At 47.4% G+C, this 26,880-nt stretch carries 17 protein-coding genes; 10 read left to right on the top strand and 7 right to left on the bottom strand.

The window, feature by feature from the left end; translation table 11 throughout:
• Nucleotides 1–77: 77 nt before the first annotated feature.
• From QTO06_RS02245 to QTO06_RS02235, 3 genes are all read right to left on the bottom strand, one after another.
• A complete protein-coding gene (locus tag QTO06_RS02245; protein WP_331406745.1) occupies nucleotides 78–1,598 on the bottom strand; it encodes a sodium:solute symporter family protein in 1,521 nt (506 codons plus the stop codon).
• 473 nt (nucleotides 1,599–2,071) lie between these two features.
• Complete coding sequence (locus QTO06_RS02240; protein ID WP_331406744.1) at nucleotides 2,072–2,464, bottom strand: RidA family protein; 393 nt, start codon at nucleotides 2,462–2,464, stop codon at nucleotides 2,072–2,074.
• Between the two features lie 51 nt (nucleotides 2,465–2,515).
• Nucleotides 2,516–3,961, bottom strand: a complete 1,446-nt coding sequence (locus QTO06_RS02235; protein WP_331406743.1) for an N-acyl-D-amino-acid deacylase family protein — start codon at nucleotides 3,959–3,961, stop codon at nucleotides 2,516–2,518.
• A 179-nt stretch (nucleotides 3,962–4,140) separates the two neighbouring features.
• Here QTO06_RS02235 and QTO06_RS02230 point away from each other — a divergent pair, with 179 nt between their 5' ends.
• From QTO06_RS02230 to QTO06_RS02205, 6 genes are all read left to right on the top strand, one after another.
• Complete coding sequence (locus QTO06_RS02230; RefSeq protein WP_331406742.1) at nucleotides 4,141–5,412, top strand: amino acid deaminase; 1,272 nt, start codon at nucleotides 4,141–4,143, stop codon at nucleotides 5,410–5,412.
• Between the two features lie 89 nt (nucleotides 5,413–5,501).
• Nucleotides 5,502–6,365 carry a MurR/RpiR family transcriptional regulator gene (locus QTO06_RS02225; protein WP_331406741.1) on the top strand — a complete coding sequence of 288 codons (864 nt, stop codon included), beginning with the start codon at nucleotides 5,502–5,504 and terminating at the stop codon, nucleotides 6,363–6,365.
• Nucleotides 6,366–6,802: 437 nt separating this feature from the next.
• Nucleotides 6,803–8,434: a methyl-accepting chemotaxis protein gene (locus tag QTO06_RS02220; RefSeq protein ID WP_331406740.1), complete on the top strand. Its 1,632-nt coding sequence runs from the start codon at nucleotides 6,803–6,805 to the stop codon at nucleotides 8,432–8,434.
• A gap of 365 nt (nucleotides 8,435–8,799) precedes the next feature.
• Nucleotides 8,800–9,750: an HlyD family secretion protein gene (locus QTO06_RS02215; protein WP_005385136.1), complete on the top strand. Its 951-nt coding sequence runs from the start codon at nucleotides 8,800–8,802 to the stop codon at nucleotides 9,748–9,750.
• Between the two features lie 4 nt (nucleotides 9,751–9,754).
• Nucleotides 9,755–10,681, top strand: a complete 927-nt coding sequence (locus QTO06_RS02210) for an ABC transporter ATP-binding protein (protein ID WP_331406739.1) — start codon at nucleotides 9,755–9,757, stop codon at nucleotides 10,679–10,681.
• Complete coding sequence (locus QTO06_RS02205; protein WP_331406799.1) at nucleotides 10,681–11,778, top strand: ABC transporter permease; 1,098 nt, start codon at nucleotides 10,681–10,683, stop codon at nucleotides 11,776–11,778. Before QTO06_RS02210 ends, QTO06_RS02205 begins: the two co-directional genes overlap by 1 nt.
• Before the next feature lie 77 nt (nucleotides 11,779–11,855).
• On the opposite strand, the gene QTO06_RS02200 is transcribed toward QTO06_RS02205, so the two are convergent.
• From QTO06_RS02200 to fdhF, 4 genes are all read right to left on the bottom strand, one after another.
• Nucleotides 11,856–12,227 carry a hypothetical protein gene (locus QTO06_RS02200; RefSeq protein ID WP_208445242.1) on the bottom strand — a complete coding sequence of 124 codons (372 nt, stop codon included), beginning with the start codon at nucleotides 12,225–12,227 and terminating at the stop codon, nucleotides 11,856–11,858.
• A 199-nt stretch (nucleotides 12,228–12,426) separates the two neighbouring features.
• Entirely contained in the window at nucleotides 12,427–14,235 is a 1,809-nt protein-coding gene (locus QTO06_RS02195; protein WP_331406738.1) for an amidohydrolase, read from the bottom strand.
• 147 nt (nucleotides 14,236–14,382) lie between these two features.
• On the bottom strand, nucleotides 14,383–15,318 hold the full coding sequence (locus tag QTO06_RS02190) for an endonuclease/exonuclease/phosphatase family protein (protein ID WP_331406737.1): 936 nt from the start codon (nucleotides 15,316–15,318) through the stop codon (nucleotides 14,383–14,385).
• A 93-nt stretch (nucleotides 15,319–15,411) separates the two neighbouring features.
• Nucleotides 15,412–19,650 (bottom strand): formate dehydrogenase subunit alpha, encoded by a 4,239-nt coding sequence (fdhF, locus tag QTO06_RS02185; protein WP_331406736.1) that lies wholly within the window; start codon nucleotides 19,648–19,650, stop codon nucleotides 15,412–15,414.
• Between the two features lie 315 nt (nucleotides 19,651–19,965).
• Between fdhF and QTO06_RS02180 the strand changes: the two genes are divergently transcribed.
• From QTO06_RS02180 to QTO06_RS02165, 4 genes are all read left to right on the top strand, one after another.
• Entirely contained in the window at nucleotides 19,966–20,403 is a 438-nt protein-coding gene (locus tag QTO06_RS02180) for a hypothetical protein (protein ID WP_331406735.1), read from the top strand.
• A 135-nt stretch (nucleotides 20,404–20,538) separates the two neighbouring features.
• Entirely contained in the window at nucleotides 20,539–21,927 is a 1,389-nt protein-coding gene (locus tag QTO06_RS02175) for a TolC family protein (RefSeq protein ID WP_331406734.1), read from the top strand.
• A gap of 12 nt (nucleotides 21,928–21,939) precedes the next feature.
• Nucleotides 21,940–23,658, top strand: a complete 1,719-nt coding sequence (locus QTO06_RS02170; protein WP_331406733.1) for an efflux RND transporter periplasmic adaptor subunit — start codon at nucleotides 21,940–21,942, stop codon at nucleotides 23,656–23,658.
• A gap of 2 nt (nucleotides 23,659–23,660) precedes the next feature.
• Nucleotides 23,661–26,840 (top strand): efflux RND transporter permease subunit, encoded by a 3,180-nt coding sequence (locus QTO06_RS02165; RefSeq protein ID WP_331406732.1) that lies wholly within the window; start codon nucleotides 23,661–23,663, stop codon nucleotides 26,838–26,840.
• The last annotated feature ends 40 nt before the right edge of the window (nucleotides 26,841–26,880 follow it).

The raw sequence follows: 26,880 nt of genomic DNA, 5'->3' as shown, positions 1-26,880 counted from the left end.
AATGATGGCTCGGGGGAGCCACCAGTTTGTCAGGAGCTTATGAGCAAGTTTCTGTTCGAGCCGGAAGCTCTTTACTATTAAGCGTTTTGATTTGCTGTTGTGCAGTTTTTTAATGAATCATCTTCTTCTAGAACACCATCGTCAGACAGTTCCATTTCCATCAGAGCACGCTCACCATCAAGGATTGCTCGCGCCATTTCTGGTGAAACTTGGTTAGCTGGAGTCACTAGGCTTACTACCACGCCTGCTGTTAGGGCAAACAAACAAGATGGAATTACTGGGTTGCCCCAGAAAGCGGTCAGGTCTGGGCTCAGCATTACTGCAAATGACGCGATAAACGCACCTGCCAATGTTGCCAACGCACCTTGCCAGTTGTAACGCTTCCAGAAGCGACCCAACATACCGCACACGAACATGCCAGACATAACTGTCGAGATCATCTTAGTGATGTAACCGATGATGTCGTTCGAAGTTAGAGCGAACAGCAATGCACAACCGATCACTACAACCAAAGCCAAGCGAGAGTAATTCAACATGGATTCTTTGTTTGGCACGCGACCGGTGAACATGACGTACACATCACGCAGTAGGATAGACACGCCCGCAATCGCATCGGAACTCGCACTCGACATGGTTGCTGATAGACCTGCAATCAGAACGATAAGACCAACACCTACTGGCAATACCGTTGCCGCGATGTATGGGAAAGCAAAGTTTGCGTTGTTCAGTTCTGGGTCAATCGCATGCGCCGCCATACCAATGACTGCTGGGATGATGGAGAAGAACAAGTACAGTACACCAGAAGCCACGAACGAACGGCGGATGGTTGATACGTCTTTGCCTGAGTAGATGCGTTGGCGGAATGAAGGCGTTGCAAGTACACCCACACCAATCACGACGGCAAAAGAAACCGCTGGAATTAAACCAAGCTTATCAATCGCAAGGAAACTCACCGCTTCTGGGTCCATAGCAGAGTAAAGGTTGTCTAAGCCGTCAATGTGCTGCACCGACAGTACCGCCATTAAAATGAAGCCGACAAACAAGATGATAGCTTGAATGGTATCCGTCCAAACCACCGCGGTGTAGCCGCCAATAACCACGTAAATGGTAAACGCTGCTGCAATGATCATCTTCGCAGTGCTCAGTTCAATATCGGCAATCCACGCTAGGTACATACCACCACCAAGGATGTGTGCGCCCAACCAGCCAATAGAAGCGATAAAGATAAGCAGACCAACCACGTTCTTCACGATGCGGTTTGCACCTACGTAGTATGCGAGTTCTTCACTCATGGTCATAAAGTTGAGTTTACGAACTGGCGCGAACCACAGCGCCAATAACAAGATACCAATTGCACCGCCAATGCCATAAAGCGCACCAGCCCAACCATTTGAGTAACCAAAGCCAACCGCGCCCATACTAGAGCCCGTGCCAACCATGGTTGCTACCGTGGTACCTAATACGAGGAACAGAGGTAAGCCTCGGCCACCGAGTAGAAAGTCTTCACCTGATTTTTGATTGCGAGAGACAAACCATCCCAACCAAATTAAAAATAAGACATACACACCGAAGCCGGTAAGAAAAAGTGTACTGTTCATTGAACACCTCTCATATCAAAATCCATCTTTCAGATTGATATAATTCCAGCAGTAAGTATTAGATTTTATTTTTATAGCATTTGCTAAATATATTAGGCACTACTGCTTTATGAAGTTATATTTATGTAGGGAGTGAGAATGCCAAAAAGATAATTACAGGAAAGTAATTATTTCCGGCACTCAATACCCAAATGACTTCAAGATGCTAGATTCAGAGCGTCGTCACTGATTCAAGTTCAAGGATAACAACGAATCGGAATAGCAAGCTATTTTCAAGTTGTTTGATGATGAAGTTGCTTCGGTGACACGCTCCCGAAGGGCGAGTTGCCTTGGTTCGCATGCTTCGTTAACAATTTTCGATTTAGAACCACTAGATCTTCAAATTGTTGCCTCGCTTTCAAACCAAGCCCTTCTCGCTGAACCAAGCATCTCGAGGTTACTTGGGTATCATTTAATTAGGTAAAGTGTGATTTCTATCTGCGATCTTCGCGGTAGCAAGTCACATCGACTTCGACTTTCACGTCCACCACGAGATCACATACCATGCAAATACGTGCTGGTGGGTGGTCACCAAAGAACTCTCTGAACACTTTATTGAACGATTGGAAGTAACGAGAATCCGTTAGCACCACCTTTACGTGTACCACGTCAGCTAGCGTGTAGCCTGCTTCTTCCATAATATCGACACAGTTTTGAATCGCTAGGCGAGACTGGTCAACGATACCGCCTTCTACCACTTCGCCGTCAGTCATTGGTGTTTGACCCGATACGTATAAGAAGCCGCCCGCTTCTGTTGCTCGTGCAAATGGTAAATGTTGACCGCCAGGACCTACGCCGCCTTCTACACCATAACGTTTAATTGACATAATATTCTCCAGTGATAATGCTTAATCTATCAAATTAATTTATTTAATAAGTTATTGATGGGTATTATTTCTATAAATAAATACGCCATTTCTATTTTTGGTGACTTTATCTTTTAAATAAGATAGTTCGCCATTTACAAATACAGATTCAATACCTTGCGCGACGGAAATTGGATTTTCGAACGTTGCAGTATCTTTAATTGTATTTGGGTTAAATAAAACCAAGTCTGCGTAAGCGCCTGTTTTTATTTCCCCACGATCTTTCAATTGGTAGCGTGTTGCTGACATCCCCGTCATCTTGTGAATCGCTTCTGCCAATGGGAAAAGCTGTTCTTCACGGCAGTAATGCCCCAAAACTTTCGGGAATGTGCCCCACAAACGTGGATGTGGATGCGGGTCATTTGGTAATCCATCCGAGCCCACCATGGTCAACTTATACTTAAGGACACGTTTGACGTCGTTTTCATCCATGCAGTGATAAACCGCACCCGCAGGTTGCAACGCTTTTGCTGCTTCCATAAGAGGCCGTTGCATCTCGTCAGCAATGTCTTTCAGCATCTTGCCAGCGTGTTCAGGTTTACTTTCAGACCAAGTGATGAAGATGTCGATTTCATCCGTCACCTGTTTTAAATCCAGCGTTGAAGAACTGGCAGAATATGGGTAGCAATCGCAAGACACGTCTTGATGCTCAGAAACCTTATCCATCAAATCCAGTACTTCCACCGTACGTCCCCAGTTACCTGCACCTGCACATTTCAGATGGGAAATCACCACTGGCACTTTGGCGTACTGCCCAGTTTCAAAGGCTTCTTCCATTGCGCTGATGATTTCTTCAAACTCGGTGCGCATGTGTGTGGTGTAGATACCACCGTGATGACCGAGAATTTCCGCTAGGCGCATCACTTCATCCGCGTTTGCTTGCTTGGCACTCGCATAAGCAAGACCCGAGCTCAAACCCAATGCGCCCTCTTCCATCGCTTGTGCCAGTGTTTGGCGCATTTGCTCGATTTCTTCATCGGTTGCCGTGCGCAGTAAGTCGTCCATCACGTTGTTACGTAAAGTTGTGTGACCGACTAACGCCGCAACGTTGACCGCAGGGTTCGCCGCTTGTACCGCCCTCGCATACTCCGCAAAAGTTGGGTATTTAAAGTCTTCCTGCTTACCCAATAGGTTCATTGGGTCTGGCGGAGTATCACTGAGTACCGCAGGGCTCGCGCTAATTCCGCAATTGCCTACGATTACCGTCGTCACGCCTTGGCTGATCTTTGACAAGCAGTCAGGGTAACGAATCACATTGGTGTCGTCGTGCGTGTGCACATCAATAAATCCCGGAGCCAACGCAAGACCCTGACCGTTGATAACCTTCTTTGAAGAAAGCTCGTCTAGCTGCCCTACTTGCTCAATACGATCTTGACGAATCGCAACATCAGCAATGAATGGTGTTGCACCCGTACCGTCAAATACCTCTACACTTTTGATAATGGTATCGAACAACATACTTCACTCTCTTCGTCCGTCGTTAACATGATTCCATCTTAATAATCTACGAAAATTAATCAGTGCGGTAACACACAAAAACAACAATCATGTTTGATACTTTCTAACATGATTGTTATCGTAGTAAGTGAGAAGTATTTAATATCAATTACTTAGATAACGTTAGAAGTAGGTGCACTATGAAAGACCATCGTCCTATGTATGATAAAATCTATCAGAATGAATACATTACAACGCCGGGGTACGGAGAAAAGTCTCGACCTGTTGCATGTAATTCACAAGGCTTACACAGTTTGATCGATGAAGAGATCACACTGCCCGTTGCTGTTATCAAGTCATCGGCATTAAATAACAACATTGATTGGATGCAACGATTTGCGCTGCAACACAATGTAAAGCTAGCCCCACATGGAAAAACCACCATGACACCCGCTTTCTTCCATCAACAATTGGAAAACGGAGCATGGGGTATTACCGTCGCAACGCCGGCTCAAGCAGAAATTGCCGCACTCAGCGGAGCGAAAAATATCATCATGGCGAACCAATTAGTGGGGCGTGCTAACATAACGATAATCGCCAATTTAATTGAAAGCCAAAGCATTAACTTTTACTGCTGCGTCGATTCAAATCGCAATGTTATAGCTTTAGAGCGCATATTTTCCGAAAGAGACTTGTCACTAAATGTGCTCATCGAGTTTGGAGTAGATGGTGGACGCTGCGGTTGCCGAAATAAGCAAGAGATTACTGAGCTGGCAGAGCTCATTCACAAGCAACCACATCTAGTATTAAAAGGCCTTGAGCTCTATGAAGGGGTTATTCATGGTGATAACGCTGAGCAAGATATTCGCAACGTACTCAATACAATGCTGGATCTAACGGCACAACTACAAAGAGATAAGCTGATAGAGTCAATACCTATTGTGACAGGAGCTGGTTCTGCTTGGTATGACGTTGTATCCGAATGCTTTGCTAATCTTGACGATTTCGAAGCCATCATACGACCTGGTTGTTATGCGATTCACGATACGGGGATTTACCTTGATGCACAAAGTAAAGTAATGCAACGAGCTCAACACACAAAAGGCGCAGCCTGCGATTTAGGCGGAGATTTGGAATCAGCGTTGGAACTCTGGGCTTACGTAATTTCGAGACCTGAACCAACTAAGTTGGTCGTTGGATTTGGTAAGCGAGACGTCGCCTTTGATGCTGGTTTACCCACCCCACAACGCGCATACCGCGAAGGACAGCCAATATCTCTTAGTAATGCCTTCACCGCTAAGATCATGGATCAGCATGCATTTATAGAAACGAGTGCTTACAGTACATTGGATGTCGGTGACATCATCGTGTTCTCAACCTCTCACCCATGTTTAACGTTTGATAAGTGGCGTGCCGTGGCGGTTTGTGATGATGAGTATCAAGTCACTCATTGGGTGAAAACCCGTTTCTGATGATGAGCTTAGTGAGGCTTTTCGTTATACTTCATGCCAAACCAGTGGAGGCGGCACAATCGTCTCCATGCAATAGATAGGAACACAGCTTGAGTTTAGAAGTCGATATTATCTCTCAAATCACTGAACGTTTCAGTGCGCTGCGCGATGCCGAAAAGAAGGTCGCGAAGTTGATCATGGACGACATTCAAACTGCCGCCAACGCCAGCATTAGTGAGCTGGCAGAAAGCGCAGAAGTGAGTGAAGCCACCATCACCCGTTTTGCTAAAGCTGTTGGCTGCAAAAACGTGCGTGATATGAAGATCAAATTGGCACAAACCTTAACGGTTGGACAACGATTCATCCTTGAGCCGCCTGACCAAAGTGGCTACCAAGGCATTTATGAGTCGATCAAGCAATCCCTTGATGTAAACCGCAGTTTGATTGTTGAAGAAGATATCGACACTGCCGTGAACTGGCTGCATAACGCAAGACAAATCGTCACCGTTGGTATGGGTGGTGGTTCGACTATTGCCGCACAGGAGATGCAGCACCGTCTGTTTCGCCTGGGTTACGCAATTGCCGCCTACAACGATGGCTTGTTATCGCGCATGATTGCGGCGACAGCCGACGCAAACGATGTGTTTGTCATGATGTCTACGACGGGCTATACCCCTGCCATAATAGAAACCGCGCAATTAGCCAAGCAATACGGCGTGAAAGTCATTGTGATTACTCCGAAAGACACCCCTTTGACTGAGCAAGCCGATTTGGTTCTGCCTATTGAACACCAAGAGACGGACTTCATCTACAAGCCATCGGCTTCTCGTTATGCGATGTTGGCTTTGGTTGACGTACTTTCGATGGCATTAGCCGTTAATCATAAGCGACGCTCGCGCGATAAACTTCGCCGACTCAAAGTTGCTCTCGACTCTTATCGTGGCGGCTTGGAAAGACAGCCTCTTGGTGATTAAACCAACGTGATTTAGATGCCTTAAGTCTTGGCTATAAAACTCAATCAATGAAGCCCTATGTTCAGCATCGGGCTTTTATTTTACCGAGATATACCTAAGTGACTTCAAGATGCTAGATTCAGAGCGATGTCTTATTTTAATATTTAGGAAAACTTGCTAACACATAAATAACGAAATTCATCAATAAGAAAATTCTGATTGAACGTAAGGTTATCAAGATTAATACCAATTCGTACTCGAAATAATTTATAAGTTAATTAATTACCAACCCCATCAATATTGATTAACTATTAACTTATTTTCAAACGAAATATGAATATTAAGTTTCCATTTTATTTTAGTTTCCGATAAAACTATTTGAGACTTTCATCACACTAAATTTCAAATCTCAGGAATAGACTCCGAGCCTTTCATGCCCCCCAATTTGCAGTGAGTCTATGAAACTTTCTAACTTAAGTATTAAAAGTAAAATCAGTGCATTGATACTTGTTATCTCCGCTGCTGTCATTGCGTTATCTTTCTTCTTTACCTCTCAAATAAAACTTATTGATGGCAAGATGACAGAATTTTCTGACACCACAGTGCCAAGTATTTTATTGGTAAAAAATATTGAAATCGAAATTGGCACCTTAAGAAAAGACGAATTCTCTTTGCTGACCAATGTAAACCATGCTGAATTTAACACTTGGCTTAAAGGTTTGGATGAATCAGAAAATAAAATCGACAACTATATTGAACAATACGGTAAATCACTTTGGGATCAGCGCGACCGTGATGCTTATAATAAAGTATCGAGTGCATGGTCAAAATACCGTAGCTTCAACGAAAAATACTCAGAGCTATTAACCACGAAACGTATTGACGAAGCCAACGCTATGCTGCTGGATGGTTTTTCAACCTTCCAAGCACTTTCTAGCTCGATTAAAGATCTGGTTGAGTTAAACCAAACCTTCATCAAAGAAGACATCAGCAGCACTCACGATGTGGTTGCAGACGCCATCACTTACAGCGTTATCGCAATTGTTGCTTTATTGGCATTGAGCTTTGTACTTGGCTTATTCCTTACAAAACAAATCTGTTCTCCACTGCAATACGTGGTTGAAATGGCCTCTAAGATTGCTTCCGGCGACCTTACCTACAAACTTCCGCGCAATAAAATTGGTAACGACGAGCTTGGTTTATTGGCAGACGCTTGTGAAGATATGCAAGCCAAGCTATTGAGTCTGGTCGACAGCATCTCTTCTACTACCGCTCAGGTGAGCACCGCCACCGAGGAAGTGAGCGCAATTTCAGAACAAACCTCTTCGGGCATGGATGAACAGCAACAGCAACTTAACCTTATTGCGACTGCCATGAACGAAATGCAAGCAACGGTGCATGATGTAGCCAGCAACACAGAAGCCGCTTCAGAAACTGCAAACAGTGCCTCTCAAGAAGCCAAAGAAGGCTTAGAGGTGGTTCAAGAGTGTATTGAACAGATCAACGAAGCCTCGATCGCGATTCAATCTGTAGGCACCATGGTAAGCGAGCTAGAGCAAGACGCATCGAACATCAGCGTGGTGGTTGACGTGATTCAAGACATCGCAGAGCAAACTAACCTACTTGCTCTCAATGCTGCAATTGAAGCTGCCCGAGCGGGTGAACAAGGCCGTGGATTTGCGGTTGTTGCTGATGAAGTTCGTACGCTAGCGAGTCGTACACAAACATCCACAGAAGAGATCATTGCCATCATCAGTAAGCTTCAGAACTGCTCGAAAACTGCTGTATCGGCTACAAACAACAGTAGCGATTTGATTCAAGTGTGTGTTGAACAAGCTCAGCGAGCGGGAACGACGATTGGTCACATCGAACAAAGCGCTGACAACATCGCTGAAAAGAGCATCCAAATCGCGAGTGCGTGCAGTGAGCAAAGCTCTGTGACTGAAGAGCTGCATCGCAATGTTGAACACATCAACCAATTCTCTAGTGAAGTCGCGACAGGCTCTCGTCAAACCGCGATAGCTTGCCGAGACTTAAGTGAACTGGCGGTTGGTCTACAAGAAATCGTCAGTCAGTTTAAAACGGCTTAAAAAGCCATTAAAGGTTGCGTTAACTTTGTCCTAGCTCGCTCTGTGAAGCCCGATTCTCAACCATCGGGCTTTGCTTTATCTAGCCGTTTCTTTACGCGTGCACGGTAAACCTGATCCTTGTCTCGATTCTTCAATTTATCTTTCCTAATCCCACCAACATCACGGTAACCCACTATATTTGAATGAGAATATTCTTAGAGACGCATTCAAAGGTGAGGCCAGTTTCAATAATTAATCAATTGATGAATATTGAAGGAATTAACTTCCTAGCCGGACAAAACCGACTCACGTTACACTGAATGCAGTCCCACACTCTTCTATAGCTTGATACGAATTCGAGCTCACCTTCTTAGAGGAAGCGTCGCATGATGAAGCGAATCATTCTTGGCACCCTAGCCCTGACTCTTTTAACTGCCTGTTCCAAAGATGACGGACAGCAAGCCCTTGGCACATTGGAACGTGACCGCGTAACCTTTACTGCAACCTCTAGCGAGATAATTCGTGCCCTACCCATCAAGGAAGGCAGCCAAGTCACCGAAGGAGAAGTGCTGGTTCAGCTCGATACAAAGAACCAAGAAGCCGTTTTAGCTCACGCCGTAGCCGAACAAGCCAAGGCTGACGCTTATCTTTTGAAATTGACCAATGGTGAGCGACCAGAAGACATTGCCGCAGCGCAAGCACGCGTTGCTAGAGCGGAAGCTCAATTGGTTGAAGCGCAAAAGAACTACCAACGTAAAGCGGAGTTAGTTCGTAAAAAACTCATCAGCCAATCAGAAAAAGACACCGCTTTAGCAGCCAGAGATTCTGCCCGTGCAGAGCTAGACTCCTCACAAGAAGAATTCAGCAAACTGACCGCTGGCTCTCGCCCTGAAGATATTGAACAAGCGAAAGCCGCACTCATGGCAGCAAAAGCCGATGTGGCACTACAAGAACAGAAACTGGCAGAACTCACCATCACGGCCACGCGAGATGGCTTGTTAGATAACCTACCGTTTAACCTTGGCGAACGCGTCCCTGTGAATGGCGTGGTTGCTGTTATACAAGCCAGCCGCGTCCCATACGCTCGCGTTTATGTTCCTGCTAACTATCGAGTCGACTTTGTGCCGGGTAAAACGGTTAACGTGCATGTAGATGGCGTTGAGCAACCATATAGCGGCACCGTTCGTTGGGTTGCGACTGAGCCTTCATTTACACCTTATTTCGCGCTTACCGAGGAAGAACGCTCACGTTTGATGTACCTAGCAGAAGTCGACCTTCAAGACTCAGCACAATCCTTGCCTTCGGGCATTCCAGCGCAAGTGGATTTGGTGGAGTAAGCCAATGACCGAATACGCGATTCAAGCTGAAAACGTAGTGAAAAAGTTTGGTGACTTCACCGCCATCAACAACATCACGCTTAATGTGCCCAAAGGCAGTATTTATGGTTTTCTTGGTCCCAACGGCTGCGGTAAATCGACAACCATTCGTGTGTTGACGGGCTTGCTTAGCCCAAGTGAGGGCAATGTCGATGTACTCGGGCTAGAGATCCCAAAACAATCTGAGCTTCTGCGCCTCAAGATTGGCTACATGACACAAAAGTTCTCCCTCTATGATGATCTGACGGTTCAAGAGAACCTTGAGTTTATTGGACAAATCTTTGGAATGGAAACCAAGGCCCTAAAAGCTCGCATCGAAGAACAACTATCCACCTACGGTCTAGACCAACTGCGTAAACAGCGCGTCGGCGGAATGAGTGGCGGCCAAAAACAACGCTTATCTCTCGCCGCTGCGACCATGCACAAACCAGAACTGTTGTTTCTCGATGAACCCACATCTGCGGTTGACCCAGAGAACCGACGCGATTTCTGGGAGCAATTGTTTGATCTCTCTGACCAAGGTACGACGATTTTGGTCACTACGCACTATATGGACGAAGCCGAACGCTGTCATCGTCTGGCGATTATGGAAGCGGGCGAAATCCGCGCCGATGGTGAGCCAGAAGAACTCATGGCACAAATGGGCGTTAACATCGTCGAAGTCAAAGCGGATAACTTACGCGCGCTCAAAGAGAAAGTCATTCAGCGCGAAGAGATACGCTCGGCCGCACAGCTAGGCATTCGCTTACGCATTTTAATCCACCAGCACATCGAACAACCAATCAAATGGTTAACCCAAACCTTTCCAGAGCTTGAGGGCTGTGAGATGAACATTGCTCGTCCTAGCTTGGAAGATGTATTTGTCAGTGTTACGGGGGAAGGTCGCCAATGATGAAATCTATTGCCCGCATGAAAGCGGTGATGATCAAAGAGATCCGACAGCTTTCACGTGACCGAATTACCTTTGGCATGGTCGTGATGATCCCGCTGATTCAGCTTTTGCTGTTCGGCTTTGCCATTAATACGGATATTCGCAATATTCCCGTTGGTGTCGTCGATCAAAGTGGCAGTACCGCCGGGCGCGTGATCACCGAATCCGTCAAAGTCACGCAAGTGGTCGATGTGGTAGAAACCTTCGCTACCGCAGATCAAGCAGAACAAGCCATTCAGGATGGTATTGTTCGTGCGGCTTTGATTCTGCCTAGCGATTTAACCCAACGTATGGTGCAAGGTAGAGAGCTTGGGCAGTGGATTGTCGATGGTTCAGACACCATGATCAGCTCTGCGATTCTTTCTCTGCAAACCATGCCGTTGACGGATTTTGATTTTGAGATACGCCCCGCCCCAACCAAAACCTTTGAAGTGGCGCTGTATTACAACCCGAGCCGGCGCTCGGCGGTGAACATTGTCCCCGGTTTATTGGGCGTGATTCTTACCATGACGATGATTTTGTTCACCAGTGCTGCCATTGTTCGAGAACGAGAGCGTGGCAATCTAGAGTTGCTGATTACCACACCAATCCACTCTATCGAGCTGATGGTGGCAAAGATCATTCCTTACATCTTCGTAGGTTTGATTCAAGTCTTCATCATTCTCGGTTTGGGTTACTGGATATTTGATGTACCGATAAACGGTGCCATTAGTCAGATATTGTTTGGCACGCTGTTATTTATCGCCGCGAGTTTAACCTTAGGTTTGGTGATATCCACTATTGCGACGACGCAGCTACAGGCGATGCAGATGACAGTGTTTATTCTTCTGCCATCAATCTTATTATCAGGGTTTATGTTCCCTTATGAAGGGATGCCCGTTGCGGCACAATGGATATCAGAAGCCCTGCCTGCTACCCACTTTATGCGTATTATTCGTGGTGTGGTGTTACGTGGTGCAGATTTGATGGAGCTTTGGCGAGATACACTTTGGCTGCTTGGGTTTACCGTTATCGGTCTCTTTGTTGCTTCACTTCGTTTCAAGAAGTCACTCGATTAAACTGCCAGGTTCCAGAACTAAAAACGCCTCCAGTATTAGAGGCGTTTTTATTGAATCATTCAATCATCATAGCGAAATCAGTAATACTCACCCAGAGAACAATCGTGCAAATCTGAAATGCTATAGCTTCTTAGCGAATTGATTTTGAAGTTGAACACCACTTGTTTACAGACATTTCGGCTGCGGTCGCTGTAGGTAATATACCCTTCGCTGTATGCACGTTTGCCGCTGGTTGAGGTGATGTCTGCGTTCAACTCCAGATGCGCCTTGTGCGCATCTACACGTTCCATCATCTCATGTACGTCAAGCCACTCTTCACGATTGGCCATTTGGATCAGCATCGATTCCGCCTGCGTTTCTAGCTTTTGCGGATAAACGTAAAAACGGTTATAGGCAAAATAGGCGCTCATTAAGATTAGTATTAACACTGCTGAGGTAGTTCTTGTCATGCAAGTTGCCTCTTATCGTTATGAATTTTTCTCTTTGCTTCCTGTTCAGTATAGAAAGCGGATGAAGTTTAGGTTAAAGAATTCACACAAATAACAAGCGACGGTCAGAGTCCGTCAATTCCATGACAAGCCGTCGCTTGGTTTAACCTAATTCTAAATAACTAGACACTTTGCAGTTCTTAAGTACTGGATTTTGGTGCTATTTATCGATAGGGAACAACTTGCTTTCAAAGACGGTCGCATAAATCGGCACATCTTTCAGCTTGTTGATATCGATTTTGTAAGGGTCTTCTTCCAGCACCGTGAAGTTGGCTACTTTACCTACCTCAATACTACCGAGCGTATCTTCCATCCCCCACGAATATGCCGCTTCAATGGTAATGCCTTTTAGTGCGGCCTCACGAGAGAGCGCGAGATCTTTACGCAGCACATTTCCATTGTTGGTTTGGCGAGTAGCAGCACTCCACGCCAGCAACAGCGGATCAGCCGGAGCCATTGGCATATCCGAATGCAAAGAAACAGGAATCTGCTCTTTTTCAATCGTGGCTAGTCGAACCATCGCGTGCGCACGCTCTTCACCTAACCCGACTTCACCAAAGCGATCACCAAAGCCCGTTACGTAATATGGATTAACACTAATAATCGCACCTAGCTCCTTCAGTTCCTTGACTTGTTCGTCGGTCGAATTGGCAAAATGAACAATCGTAAAACGGTGGTTCTCACGTGGGTATTCAGCTTGACGGCGTTTCAAAATTTCAATCAGCTTTTCAACGCCTTCATCACCGTTTACATGAACGAGGATTTGGTAATCCTTCTCCCAGAAGAGCTTGGTGATGTCTTCGACTTCTTGAGGGGTTTGAATCCACTCGCCATGGTGACCATCCAGATAGCCGTCTTTCATCATCATTAACTGAGAGATGATTGCGCCATCGAACAGTAACTTAACTTGGTTTTTAAAGAAGCGAACTTTGCCTTCATCAGGGAAGGTTTTGGTGATCTCTTCAACCGCTTGAACCACACCCTCTTTGCCTTTCAGGAAGTACGGTGACTTACTCTCTGGTGTAAAGAAGGAATACATTGGCGTTTCATCAGCGCCCAAGATCTCTTTATACAGACCCACCATATCCTCTGGTATAAACGCGCCAGGTTCGTTGTAAGCCGTCACCCCTTTCTCGTGCAGCATTTCCACCATTTGCTCTAGTCCGGCACGGAATCTTGCTTCACTGCCAAGATCTTTGTAGATACGTGGTAACAGGTAAATCAACGCACCACCTTCCCAGAAATGACCATTTTCCAGATCTGACTGAGCAGCTACCTCTTTACCTTGTTTGTCGATGTCTGCTTGGTTAAGACCAAACTTCTCAACAAATGCCGTGTTTACATAAAACTCATGTGCTGAACGATGCCATACACCGATTGGACGTGTTTTCGAGATCTTATCAAGATCAGCACGCGTCAGTTCACCATGGAAGAAGTTGTTGTAGCCCCACGTCCACAATACTTCATTTGGCTCCTGCATCTCTTTTTCAACGGCAGTCAGCGCAGCCAGGTACTCTTCATGTCCATTCACTGCAGGCCAAGTACGGCTTGGTAACTGCCACTCTTCAGGAGCAATGACCGGCATGCTCAGCGTAAGTGCTCCGAGGAACGGATGCAGGTGCTGCTCAATAAAGCCAGGCATGATCACCTTGTCTTCTAAATCGACTTTATCCGCATTTGGGAACTGCTTCAGCGCCTGCGCTTCTTGTCCAACAAAGACAATCTTGCCGTCATCATCCGCTACAACCGCCTCTACACGAGGTTGGTCTTCATCCATTGTGATGATGGTGTCAGCCAAATAGATCGTTTCACCGCTTTCCGCAGTCCCAGTCGCTTGAGCTTGCTCTTTTACCTGAGCCTCAGGTTTTGGTTCTTGTTGTTTCGCTTCTTCTGCTGGGCTGCATCCTGTCACAGCGCCAATTAACCCTAGGATGGCACCTGCCACTAACGTTCGTTTGAATGGTTTCATTTTTAACCCTTATATCACCAGTTTATTTACTGCTCTAGTTATGGAATCCCGTTCCAAAAAAGAAAGGGGAGCATGGTGTATAAAGTAAAGACCGCTTTTGTCAGGGGTGACTCGATTTCGCTCACAATCTTGAGAATGAAACAGGAATTAATTCAGAACGTTACATATCACCGTGGTGACCAAGCGGTGATCAGAGCCATTAGGTTGATCTGTCGATGTTCTTGAGCAGATTCTCCGATTTGAGCTTTCTGACTTAAGCCAGAGGTGATCAATCCCTATCATGGCGAAAGCAGGAACCAGCAAGCCCTTTGCTGATGTTGGCCAACTGGCAACAGGTTGAGTTTGGAAACGAGAAAACAGCCCATTAAACCTCGGGCTTGCAGCAGAAAGATTGAAATCCCCTATCACAATCATTTCCGGTGTTGGGTACAAATCAGTAAGGGTTTCTATGGTGCGAATCAGGGCATTGCGGCGTTGCCATAACGGCTCTGTTCTTGGCGAGGGAGGATGCGCCGTCATTAAAGTAATAGGGTTGTCCACTTGCCATGTTGCTCGAATCACCTCTTGGCCATCTGGGGTGTGATAAATCGAAACAGGCTCCAAAGGATAGCGGCTCAAAATCATCTGATTTGACGGGTAACCAACGCCGCGCTGGCCGCCATAATAGAAAGGATAAATATCGTCGAGAAGATGGAGTTTCTCCCCCACTTGAGGCGAGAGCTCTTGCATCACCACCAAATCTGCAGGGTGTTTAAGCAAGTAATTGATGAACTGATTGATGTCCGGGTTTTCGTAGAACAGGTTGAATTGGACTATCGTCAGCGGATTTTCGCAGGTTTGGTTGTTCGTGATCTGAGTGGGTAAGAGATACGCAATAGAAGCGAAACCAATCAAAGTGGCAGCAATGGCTTTCGTCCAGTGACGACAAACCAAAAGTACCAGAGCAAAACCTAGGTAGACGAATAAAAGAAGAGCGGGAATCGAAGTTAGATTCTCCGCCCACCAAATATCATGATATTGCCTTGCCACCAGCCAAATTGAAGCAGGTAAAAACAACACAATCCATTTAATGACTCTCAGCACACGCACGGCTCATTTAGCGATTACATATCATAAGCTTATATGTAATCGCCCAACTCGCCAGTGCGCTGCTGAACTGTATCTAAACAGATTGGCTTAAATGGAATGAACCGCTTCCGTTGCAGGCTCCGTAAATAGCGCCTTTTCGCTCACTTCCACTTTAACCGCAGCGACCTTGAACTCAGGGATCTTTGCATGCGGGTCAGTCGCGGTTGTCGTTAAACGGTTGACTGGCGATTCAACAAAGTGGAAAGGAATGAATACCACACCTTTTTGAATACGCTTAGTCACAAAGGCATCAATCTCGATGCTGCCGCGACGTGTAGACACCGTCAGACGCTGACCATTACTGATGCCTAGCGCTTCTGCGTCTTCCACGCTCACCATCGCTCGTGGGCCAGCAAGGTTATCCAACCCTTTGGTCTTACGCGTCATGGTGCCGGTGTGGAACTGCTCAAGCACACGACCTGTAGTAAGCACCAGTGGATACTCTTCATCTGGCAGCTCAGCCGCATAACGGAACGGTACACCCACCATTTGCCCTTTACCACGAGTAAACTGGGTTTGGTGCATGATGCGAGTACCTGCCGGGTTGTTCTTGTTGCTCGGCCATTGCACACCGTTTGGCGTAATGGCATCCCAACGAAGTCCCGCGTATTGAGGCGTCACTCGTGCAATTTCATTGGTGATATCAGACACGCAGTGGTAATCCCAATCACTGCCCATTGCATTGGCGATTTCTTGAATAATCCACCAATCTTCTTTCGCTTCACCCGGTGCCGTTACAACCGGATTCACACGCTGAACACGACGCTCCGTATTGGTGAAATGACCCGCTTTCTCTGCAAATGAGCAAGAAGGCAGAACCACATCCGCGTATTGCGCGGTTTCCGTTAGGAAGATGTCTTGAACCACCAAGAAATCGAGCGCTTCTAAGCCTTCAATCACGTGCGCTTGGTTCGGGTCGCTCAATACTGGGTTCTCACCCATGATGTACATACCACGAACGTCACGATGGCAAGCCGCGTCAATGATTTCTGTCAGGGTTAGACCTTGCTCAGAAGGCAGATTTGGTGCGTTCCATTCAATCGCAAACTTCTGACGCACAATTGGGTTGTATACCTTTTGGTAGCCTGGGAAGCTGTTTGGCAAAGCGCCCATATCACACGCGCCTTGCACGTTTGATTGACCACGCAATGGGTTGATACCACCACCTTCAATACCGATGTTGCCACACAGCAATTGCAGGTTAGCGATAGAACGCACGTTGTCATGACCTGTCGTATGCTGAGTGATACCCATCGAGTAGTAAACAGCCGTACGATCTGCCGTACCGATCATGCGAGCCATTGCTTGAATGTCTTCAGCTTTAACGCCCGTAACCAACTCCACTTTATCGAGGTTGTAAGCTGGCGACATCACTTCTTGCAGTAAGGTATCAAAGCCGTCGACACGTTCTTCGATGTACTCTTGATCGTACCAGCCGTTCTTGATGATCTGCTGCATGACACCGTTTAGGAGCATCACATCCGTACCCGGACGGTGCGCCATATACAACTCAGCATGCTCTGCCATATCGACACGTTTCGGGTCAGCCACAATCAAACGTGCGCCATGGTGACGAATTGCTTGTTTGATATGTGAAGCGATGATCGGGTGTGCCGATGTAGTATCCGAACCGATAATAAAGATCACATCCGAGTGCTTAATACTTGGAATGTCGTTGGTCATTGCACCACTACCCAGTGACGCCTCAAGACCCGTTACACTCGATGCGTGACACAAGCGCGCACAGTGATCGACGTTATTGGTGCCCAGTTCACGGCGGACAAATTTTTGAAATGCGTAGTTGTCTTCGTTAGTGGTTTTCGCTGAAGAGAAACCCGCTAATGCGTTGCTGCCAAAATCTTGCTTGATGCCAGAGAACTTGCTCGCAACCAGTTGAATCGCCTCTTCCCAGCTTGCAGGCTGCAACCAACCATCTTTGCGGATCAATGGCGTGGTAAGACGCTCTTCACTGCCAATGAAATCAAAACCAAAGCGTCCTTTAACACACAGCATACCTTGGTTTACTGGCGAGTCACCGCCTTTCACGTAACGAATCGTATTGGTTGCTTCGTCCACGAACATAGTCAACTTACAACCCACACCACAGTACGTACAAATGGTGTCGACCGCTTTCAGATCTTCAGTACGACCTTGCGAACGGTCACGACTATCGACCATCGCCCCCGTTGGACACACTTGAACACACGCGCCACATTGCACGCAGTTCGAATCGCCCATCAGAGTTAAACCATTCTTGTTACTTCCAAAGTGTGGACGATCATCAGGGCGTAATGCTGGACGACCTTGTTTATCGCACACAAAGTTCAGTACACCGTGCACGGCTTTGTCGCGACACGCTTGGATGCACTGACCGCAGCTAATACAGCGGTTAGCATCAAACTCAATAAACTCAGAGCTGCGGTCAACTTCATACTTATGACGCAAGTCTTTCGCACGGAGATCCAACCAATCTTGATGCGATTTAATCTGCAATGAGAAGTCAAAGCTCTGCTCGGCTTCATATTCGGTGGAGTAGTCACGCAGCGCACAATCGGTATTGGCCTGACAACCACATTCTAGACAGCGCGCCGCTTCCTTCATTGCTTCTTCGTTATCAAAGCCCAACTCCACTTCAGCGAAGCTTTGCTCGCGTTGTGCCGGGGTCAGCTCAGGCATGATAGATCGAGCGACTTTTTGGATGTTCTCGAAGTGAAGCGGATCGACTTGAGAAAGTTTCTTCTCTTTGCGCGAGTTGAACGCCGCCTTTGGCATGTCTGCCATATCGCCATTCAAAAACAGATCAATGGCTTTTGCCGCAACGCGACCATCACCCACAGCTTCAACTGCCGTTGCTGGACCACGGCGGAAATCACCAATACTGAAGATGTTGCCCGTGCCTGTGTGCATGGTCTTTTCATCTGCATCAGCGGTGTTCCAACGCGTAAGTGGAATCGACAAATCTTCGCCCTCTAAAAAGCTCAGATCTGGCTTTTGCGAGACTGCCGCAATCACGGTGTCGAACTCTTCGGTAAAGAACTCGCCAGTTGGTTTAGGGCTTCGACGACCAGATGCATCCGGCTCACCCAACGCCATGCGCTCTAGACGAATCGCATTCACGCGTCCGGTTTCATCGGCAAGATTTTCTGCTGGGTTAGTCAAGAAGTGGAATTTCACCCCTTCGTGTTCAGCTTCGACAATCTCGTAGTCTTCTGCTGGCATTTCGTCACGAGTACGACGGTAAATCAACGTGGTGTCTGCACCAGCGCGACGCGCAGTACGAGCACAGTCAATTGCTGTGTTACCACCACCGATCACCGCGACTTTCTGACCCGTAACGTAATTTTGCTCAGTCACGTAATCTTTTAGGTAATCAACGCCTAAGTAGCAACCTTCAAGGTTGCTGCCTGTGTAATGCATTTCAACCGCTTGAGACGCACCGACAGCCAAACACACTGCGTCATATTCTTCACTCAATTGAGAAAGCGTGAAATCCACACCCAGCTTTTGATTGGTGTGAAGTTGCATGCCATTACGGCACATTAATTCGATTTCTTTATCGAGAATGTCTTTTGGCAAACGGTATTCTGGGATTCCATAACGCAACCAACCGCCCGCTTTTGGCATGGATTCAAATACAGTAACGTCGTAGCCTTCATTCGATAAGTAGTAACCAGCCGTTAGACCACCAGGACCACTGCCGACGACGGCAATGTTCAAACCTTTGCTTGGTTTCTTTTCTGGTACGTAGGCTTCATGCGCAGACAAATCCGCATCCGCGGCATGACGTTTTAGCTGACGAATTGCGATTGGTTCATCGACTAACGAGCGGCGACATTCGCTCTCACAGAATGCAGGGCACACTCGGCCAATCGATAACGGCATAGGAAGCGTACGCTTAATCACTTCAATCGCTTTTTGATGATCGTTTTGTGCGATGTGATAAAGGTACGATTGGATATCCACACCCGCTGGACAAGCGGTTTTACATGGTGCTTCACAGTCGGCGTAATGGTCCGTCATGATTCGGTTTAAGGCTTTTTTGCGATGCTCGCTTAGTTGTTCTGATTGTGTGACAACATTAAGGCCACGGTTAACTTCGAGCTCACATGCGCGCTTAGTACCACCGCTTTCGACTTCAACCACACACAAGTCACACGGTACTTTTTCATTACTTTTGTTCATTCCGCACAGCGATGGAATCTCAACTCCACACACTTTTGCTGCTTCTAGAAGGGTCAACCCCTCTTCTACAATTCTATATTTTCCATCGATGACAATTTCTATCATACAACCTCCGCAGCAAAGCAAATCCACATCTGCACAAGTAAAACCATGCATTCTATAAGGATAAACATTTGCAAGACAAGGCGGTGTGATACAAAACTTATAAACCACATTTTTTTCGTGTCATAAAAAGAAAGCACTTCTGTCACGAAGTATCACAAGTAAGAACTCAACAAACGTTTTACTCCCTCGATTGTGCAGAAACTGGTGAACGCTACTATTTTGATAATAAGGGCAATAAAATATTGACCTTCCCCTAAGGTTAACCTTTACAATCGAAGGGTTTTCATCATTTTCATCAAACACATGGGAAAGGGTATGCACTTAAAATCGCTGCATACAATCTGGTTAACTCTCTTTACAACACTGGTACTTTTGGTATCGAGTGTGGCGAACAGTGAGCCGCTGATGAACATCCAAATGATGTCAAAAGGCATGGCACATCATTCGTCTATGATGAGTGAAAGTGAACACTGCGGTATGCCTGGCATGATGGACGTCTCCATGACAGACGTTTCTATGTCCGAAGCGTCCGTAGCAGAAAATAGCGATGCAAGAGAAACCAGCATGAACTGTGGTGGAGGCTCCGGCATGGTCCATACCTGCTGTACTGCCGCGTGTACGATAGTTTTCGTCCCCCTACCGAATCCTATCAATAACCCAATGCCCGTCGTCTATCGCGCAACCATTACTCCTGAAGTTGCTTCCCCAGTCGTACACGTCAGCCGCGACCTATACCGACCTCCTATAGCCTAAATCCGTCCTAGCATTCGACCCTGCGCGTGTATCGCAGGTTGTTTTAATGCGCCCGAACGATGAGGTAACAAGGCTTTACTGTTCCCGCAATAAAATCCGCACCTCCATCGATCCGGCGAACACTGGATTTAGATTATGGATATCAAACCATACCGCTTAGCTGCACCTATTTTTATGGTGGCTCTGGTCGCTGCGCCAACCTTGGTTAACGCCGCAGGTAAAGAGACGCACGCAGCGCAAAATTCCGCATCAAGTGAGCGAGCTTCAACGACCAAGCTTGCCCAACTGATCAACGTCGCTTTGAGTAATGATGGCAATCGTAAGCAATACTCAGCGCAATCTGCTGCCATGCGTGAAACGGGCGTCGCGAGCGCGACCTTGATGGACCCAAAACTGAAAGTGGGTTTCGGTGGCTTGCCTGTCGACAGCTTCAAATTCGATGAAGACCCAATGACCAATATCTCCGTTGGTTTAATGCAACAATTTGAGCGTGGCTCGACGCTTGATTTACAGCAGAAGAAAGCCAATCAACAAGCTGACGGCCTTGGGCTTCAAGTCCATGCTCGTGAGCTTGAGGTAGCCAACAGCATGACTCAACTTTGGTTAGAACTTGGTTACCAGCAACGCGCTGAACAAATCATGCTTGAGAATCGCAAGTTGATGAAGGAGATGGAAAGCTTTATTCAAACCAACTATTCGATTGGTAAGAGTGAAGCGCAAGATCTGCTCAACGCCCAACTTCAAGTCAGCAAGTTGGATGAGAAACTGCAAGCCAACGCACAAATGCAACGTCGTCTTATCTCTCAACTCTCCGAATGGTTGGGGTCAGATTGGTTGGCAAACGAACAGGCTCTGCACGCGAGCAATCAATTGAACTGGGACACACTGAACAGCAAACTTGCTGCCAGTCAGAATTCTACCAAGCATTATCAGCAACTCAGCCAACACCCGATGGTTAAGATGGCCGACGTAAGTATTTCTGCCAATAAAACGCAGGTGGAAATTGCTGAGCAAGCCTACAACCCACAATTTGGCGTCGAAGTAATGTACGCCTACCGCCAAGCCGACAACATGATGGGTGAGCCCGCCTCTGATTTGGTCAGCGCTTACCTCACCATGGACATTCCGCTGTTCACAGGTGACCGCCAAGATCGCAATCTTGCTGCCGCTCAATACCAAGTTGGCGCGGCACAATCGCAAAAAGACACCTTACTAACGCAGATGAATGCCAAGGTGAACACTTTGCTGGTTGATCGCGGCAACTTAACCCAACGCTTAGAACGTTATCAATCCACCTTATTGCCTCAAGCGAAAGCGCGCATTCAAGCCGTTGAGCGGGGTTATCAAAACAACACAGCGCAGTTTAACGATGTGATTTCTGCCACGACTGACGAACTGGCTCTGCAATTAGAGCAACAACGTCTGCTGACCGATCTCAACATCACAAACAGCAATTTAGCCACCCTACTCGGTGGTTTCGACTATCAAGTCGAGCAGCCAGAACTGTCTGAATTAAAAAAATAATAAGGTAAAACAATGAAAACATTTAAGATTGCAACCATCGCGCTGATTGTTGGTGGTGCTTTAGGGTTTGGTGCTAATCATTTTCTTACGGGCTCGACTCACGACATGAGTCCGATGGGTGGCGAATCTGCTGCAAGCTCTAATGATCCGCTTTACTGGGTTGCCCCAATGGATCCGAATTACAAACGCGACAAGCCGGGTAAATCCCCAATGGGCATGGATTTGATTCCGGTTTACGCAGAAGACCTATCCGGTGAACAAGATGCACCGGGTACAGTGACTATTGACCCTGCAGTAGAAAATAACCTCGGGGTTAAAACCGCAAACGCGACACTACAGCAGTTGTCACCACGCATCGAAACGGTTGGTTATATTGCCTTTGATGAAAGTCTGTTATGGCAAACCAACGTTCGTGTGGCGGGTTGGGTAGAAAAACTCTACATCAATGCCGTGGGTGAGAAAGTGAAGAAAGGCGATGTGCTTTTCACGCTTTACTCTCCAGAACTGGTTAAAGCACAAGAAGAATTGCTGAATGCGTACCGCACTGGCCGCAAAGGTCTGGTAAAAGGCGCGACCGAACGCTTGGTAACACTTGGTGTTGACCGCGCTCAAATCCAATCCATTACTCGTAGTGGTAAAGCATCGCAAACCATTGAAGTCAAAGCGCCTGCTGATGGTGTTATCGCGAGCTTAAACGTGCGTGAAGGTGGCTATTTGTCCCCTGCTCAAGCGGTGATCAGTGCAGGTCCTTTGGACAATGTTTGGGTTGATGCTGAAGTCTTTGAGCGTCAAGCACACTGGATGAAAGCGGGTTCTCAAGCCACGATGACCCTTGACGCGATTCCGGGCAATGAATGGCAAGGTGTCGTGGATTACGTGTATCCAATCCTTGATCCAAAAACACGTACATTGCGTGTACGCCTTAAATTCCCTAACCCAGATGGCGCATTGAAGCCAAACATGTTCGCCAATATTGCCTTGCAGCCTGTCACTGACGACGCAGTGTTAACGATTCCTAAATCATCTGTTATCCGCTCTGGCGGTATGACTCGCGTTGTTCTGGCTGAGGGCGAAGGCAAATACCGCTCAGCTCGAATTGAAGTTGGCCGCGAAGCTGGCGAACAAATCGAAGTATTACAAGGGCTTAAGCAAGGCGACAAGATCGTTACTTCATCTCACTTCATGCTCGACTCTGAATCAAGCCAGTCGGCGGATCTGTCTCGCATCAATGGTGTAGAAGCGGCAGTAGAAACGGCATGGGCTAAAGGTGAGATCACGGACGTAATGAAAGATCACCGCATGCTGACCATCAACCACCAGCCTGTACCAGAATGGGATTGGCCGGGCATGGTAATGAACTTCACTTTCGCAGATGGCGTTGAGATGGGTGACTTGAAAAAAGGTCAGGCTATCGAATTTGAAATGCAAAAGACGGAGTCCGGTCAGTACCAAATCATCGACTACAAGGCAGACAACAGCGTCATTGCCGCAGAGGTTTGGCTAACTGGTGACATCACAATGCTGATGGCTGATTTTGGCATGATCACCTTAAACCACCTACCGGTTGCAGAATGGAACTGGGATGCTGGCGAGATGAACTTCTCTGTCGGTGAAGATGTTGATCTATCGGGTTTTGAAGAAGGACAGAAAGTTCGGTTTCTAGTTGAAAAACAAGGATCTGACTACGTTCTTAGACAGCTAGTTCCTGCAACAACAGCCGTCGAGGGTTAATTATGATCAATGCTATTATTCGTTGGTCACTGAGCAACCGATTCCTAGTGTTGGTCGCGACCTTAGCCCTTGTATTAGGCGGACTTTACAGTGTAAAGAATACGCCTGTTGATGCGATTCCGGATCTTTCTGATGTGCAAGTGATCATCAAGACAAGCTATCCGGGTCAAGCTCCTCAAGTCGTCGAGGATCAAGTTACTTACCCACTCACCACCGCCATGCTTGCCGTGCCGGGTGCTGAGACAGTTCGTGGTTACTCATTCTTTGGTGATTCTTACGTTTATATCATTTTCAACGATGATACCGACATGTACTGGGCACGTTCACGCGTGTTGGAGTACTTAAGCCAAGTAGCACCCAAGCTGCCACCGAACGCAAAACCAACCCTAGGTCCTGATGCAACGGGCGTGGGCTGGGTTTACAGCTACGTATTACAAGACAAAACCGGCAAGCATGATTTGGCGGATCTTCGCAGCCTGCAAGACTGGTTCTTGAAGTACGAATTGCAAACCGCTGATGGCGTTTCTGAAGTCGCGACCGTGGGCGGTATGGTGAAGCAGTATCAAGTGCAGATTGATCCTGCCAAACTGCGTGCTTACAACCTCACTTTGCAACAAGTGAACATGGCAATCCAAAACGGCAACCAAGAAACCGGCGCATCCGTTATCGAAGTGGCCGAAGCCGAACACATGGTTCGTACCACGGGTTACCTAACCAGCATTGAAGACATCAAGTCACTGCCGCTAAAAGTCACTGAGAAAGGCACGCCGTTGCTACTAGGGGACATCGCAGACATTAACCTTGGCCCACAAATGCGCCGTGGTATCTCAGAGCTGAATGGCGAAGGTGAAGCGGTAGGTGGCGTTATCGTGATGCGCTTTGGTGAAAACGCCAGTGAAGTGATTGCGAAAGTCAAAGACAAACTCGCAGACTTACAACGCAGCCTACCAGAAGGCGTGGAAATTGTTGCAACCTACGACCGCTCTACCCTTATCGATTCAGCGGTAGAAAACCTATGGAAGAAGCTTGCAGAAGAGTTCATCGTCGTCGCGATTGTGTGTGCGTTGTTCCTGTTCCACATTCGTTCTTCGTTGGTTATCGCTCTGAGCCTACCGGTTGGTATTCTTAGTGCGTTTATCGTAATGCATTGGCAAGGCATCAACGCCAACATCATGTCCTTGGGTGGTATTGCGATTGCTATCGGTGCCATGGTGGATGGTGCAATCGTGATGATTGAAAACGTTCACAAGCACATTGAACGAACGCCACTAACCGACAAGAACCGCTGGCAAGTAATTGGCAAAGCCGCAGAGGAGGTCGGCGCACCGCTGTTCTTCTCGTTACTGATCATTACACTTAGCTTCGTACCGGTGTTCGCCTTAGAAGGTCAGGAAGGCAAGATGTTCTCGCCGCTTGCGTTCACTAAGACTTACGCCATGGCAGCGGCAGCAGGTTTGGCAATCACACTCGTCCCTGTTCTTATGGGCTACTTCATTCGCGGTAAGGTGTTACCGGAGCACAAAAACCCGGTTAACCGTGGCTTGGTCGCATTGTACCGTCCGCTGTTGAACACCAGCTTAAAATACCCTAAGACCATGATTGTTATCGCATTAGGTCTGATGGCGTCGGCTTACTACCCAACCAGTAAACTGGGTAGCGAGTTCATCCCGCCACTGGATGAAGGCGACTTGATGTACATGCCAACGACCTATCCGGGTATCTCAATTGGTAAGGCGCGTGAGCTTCTACAACAAACCAACAAGCTGATCAAAACCGTTCCAGAAGTGAAAACCGTATGGGGCAAAATTGGCCGAGCTGAGACCGCAACCGATCCAGCGCCACTCACCATGATTGAAACCGTGATTCAGTTGAAGCCACGCGATCAATGGCGTGAAGGGGTAACAACCGAGTCACTGCGCAAAGAGTTCGACAAGCTGGTTCAGTTCCCTGGTCTTACTAATGCTTGGGTAATGCCGATCAAAACCCGTATCGACATGCTGGCAACGGGTATCAAAACCCCTATCGGCATTAAGATCGCCGGACCCGATCTGAAAGTGATTGAGAAGATCGGTTCTCAGTTGGAGCCAATTCTTAATGGCGTACAAGGCACGGCATCGGTTTACGCAGAACGTGTAGCAGGTGGTCGTTATGTCACGATCGACATTAAACGTCGTGCAGCGGCGCGTTACGGCTTGAGCATCAAAGACGTTCAGCAGGTGATATCCACTGCGGTGGGTGGCATGAATGTGGGTGAAACCATCGAAGGCTTAGAGCGTTACCCAATCAACGTTCGTTACCCACAAGACTACCGTGATTCAGTGGTTAAACTGCAAAACCTACCGTTAGTGACACCAAATGGCGCTCGTATTGCGCTGGCTGACGTAGCGGACATTCGTTATGAAGATGGCCCTCCGATGATCAAGACGGAAAACGCGCGTCCAAACGGCTGGGTATTTGTCGACATCGATGGTCGTGACCTTGGCTCTTACGTCGTGGAAGCACAGCAAGTCGTGGCTGATCAATTGGAACTCCCTGCGGGTTACTCGCTGGCTTGGTCTGGTCAATACGAATACATGGAGCGTGCGAAAGACCGCTTGAGCGTCGTGGTACCAATCACCATCGCCATCATTATGCTGCTGCTTTACTTCAGCTTCCGTCGCGTTGGCGAAGTGATGATCATCATGCTTACCCTACCACTCGCTATGGTTGGTGGTTTGTGGCTTATGCATATCCTCAACTACAACTTCTCGATTGCTGTTGGGGTCGGCTTTATTGCCCTCGCAGGCGTCGCGGTTGAAATTGGGGTCATCATGCTCGTCTACCTAAACCAAGCATGGCACTACAAAAAACTCGATGCGGAAGAGAGCCAACAGAAGCTTGAAGCGAAAGACTTAACCGATGCCATTCGTGAAGGTGCGGGCCTGCGTGTCCGCCCAGTAATGATGACGGTACTGACGGTCATTATTGGTCTGATTCCGATCATGTACGGCGAAGGCACAGGGTCAGAAGTGATGCAACGTATCGCCGCACCAATGATTGGTGGTATGGCATCAGCACTGCTACTGACGCTGTTGGTGCTTCCTGCCATCTTCAAACTGTGGAAACAACGTGAGTTGCGTCATAGCAATGCGACTAATCACCAAGCTAGCACTCAAGCTAGTGATGTAAACAACCACGCTTAATCCCTACCTTCCCCTCAATCAATTCGTTTGAGGGGAAGCA

The organism is Vibrio sp. M260121, from assembly GCF_036533715.1.
Classification (GTDB): domain Bacteria; phylum Pseudomonadota; class Gammaproteobacteria; order Enterobacterales; family Vibrionaceae; genus Vibrio.
Note: the sequence above shows the minus strand (reverse complement) of the source record. Positions and strands in the feature narration are given on the sequence as shown.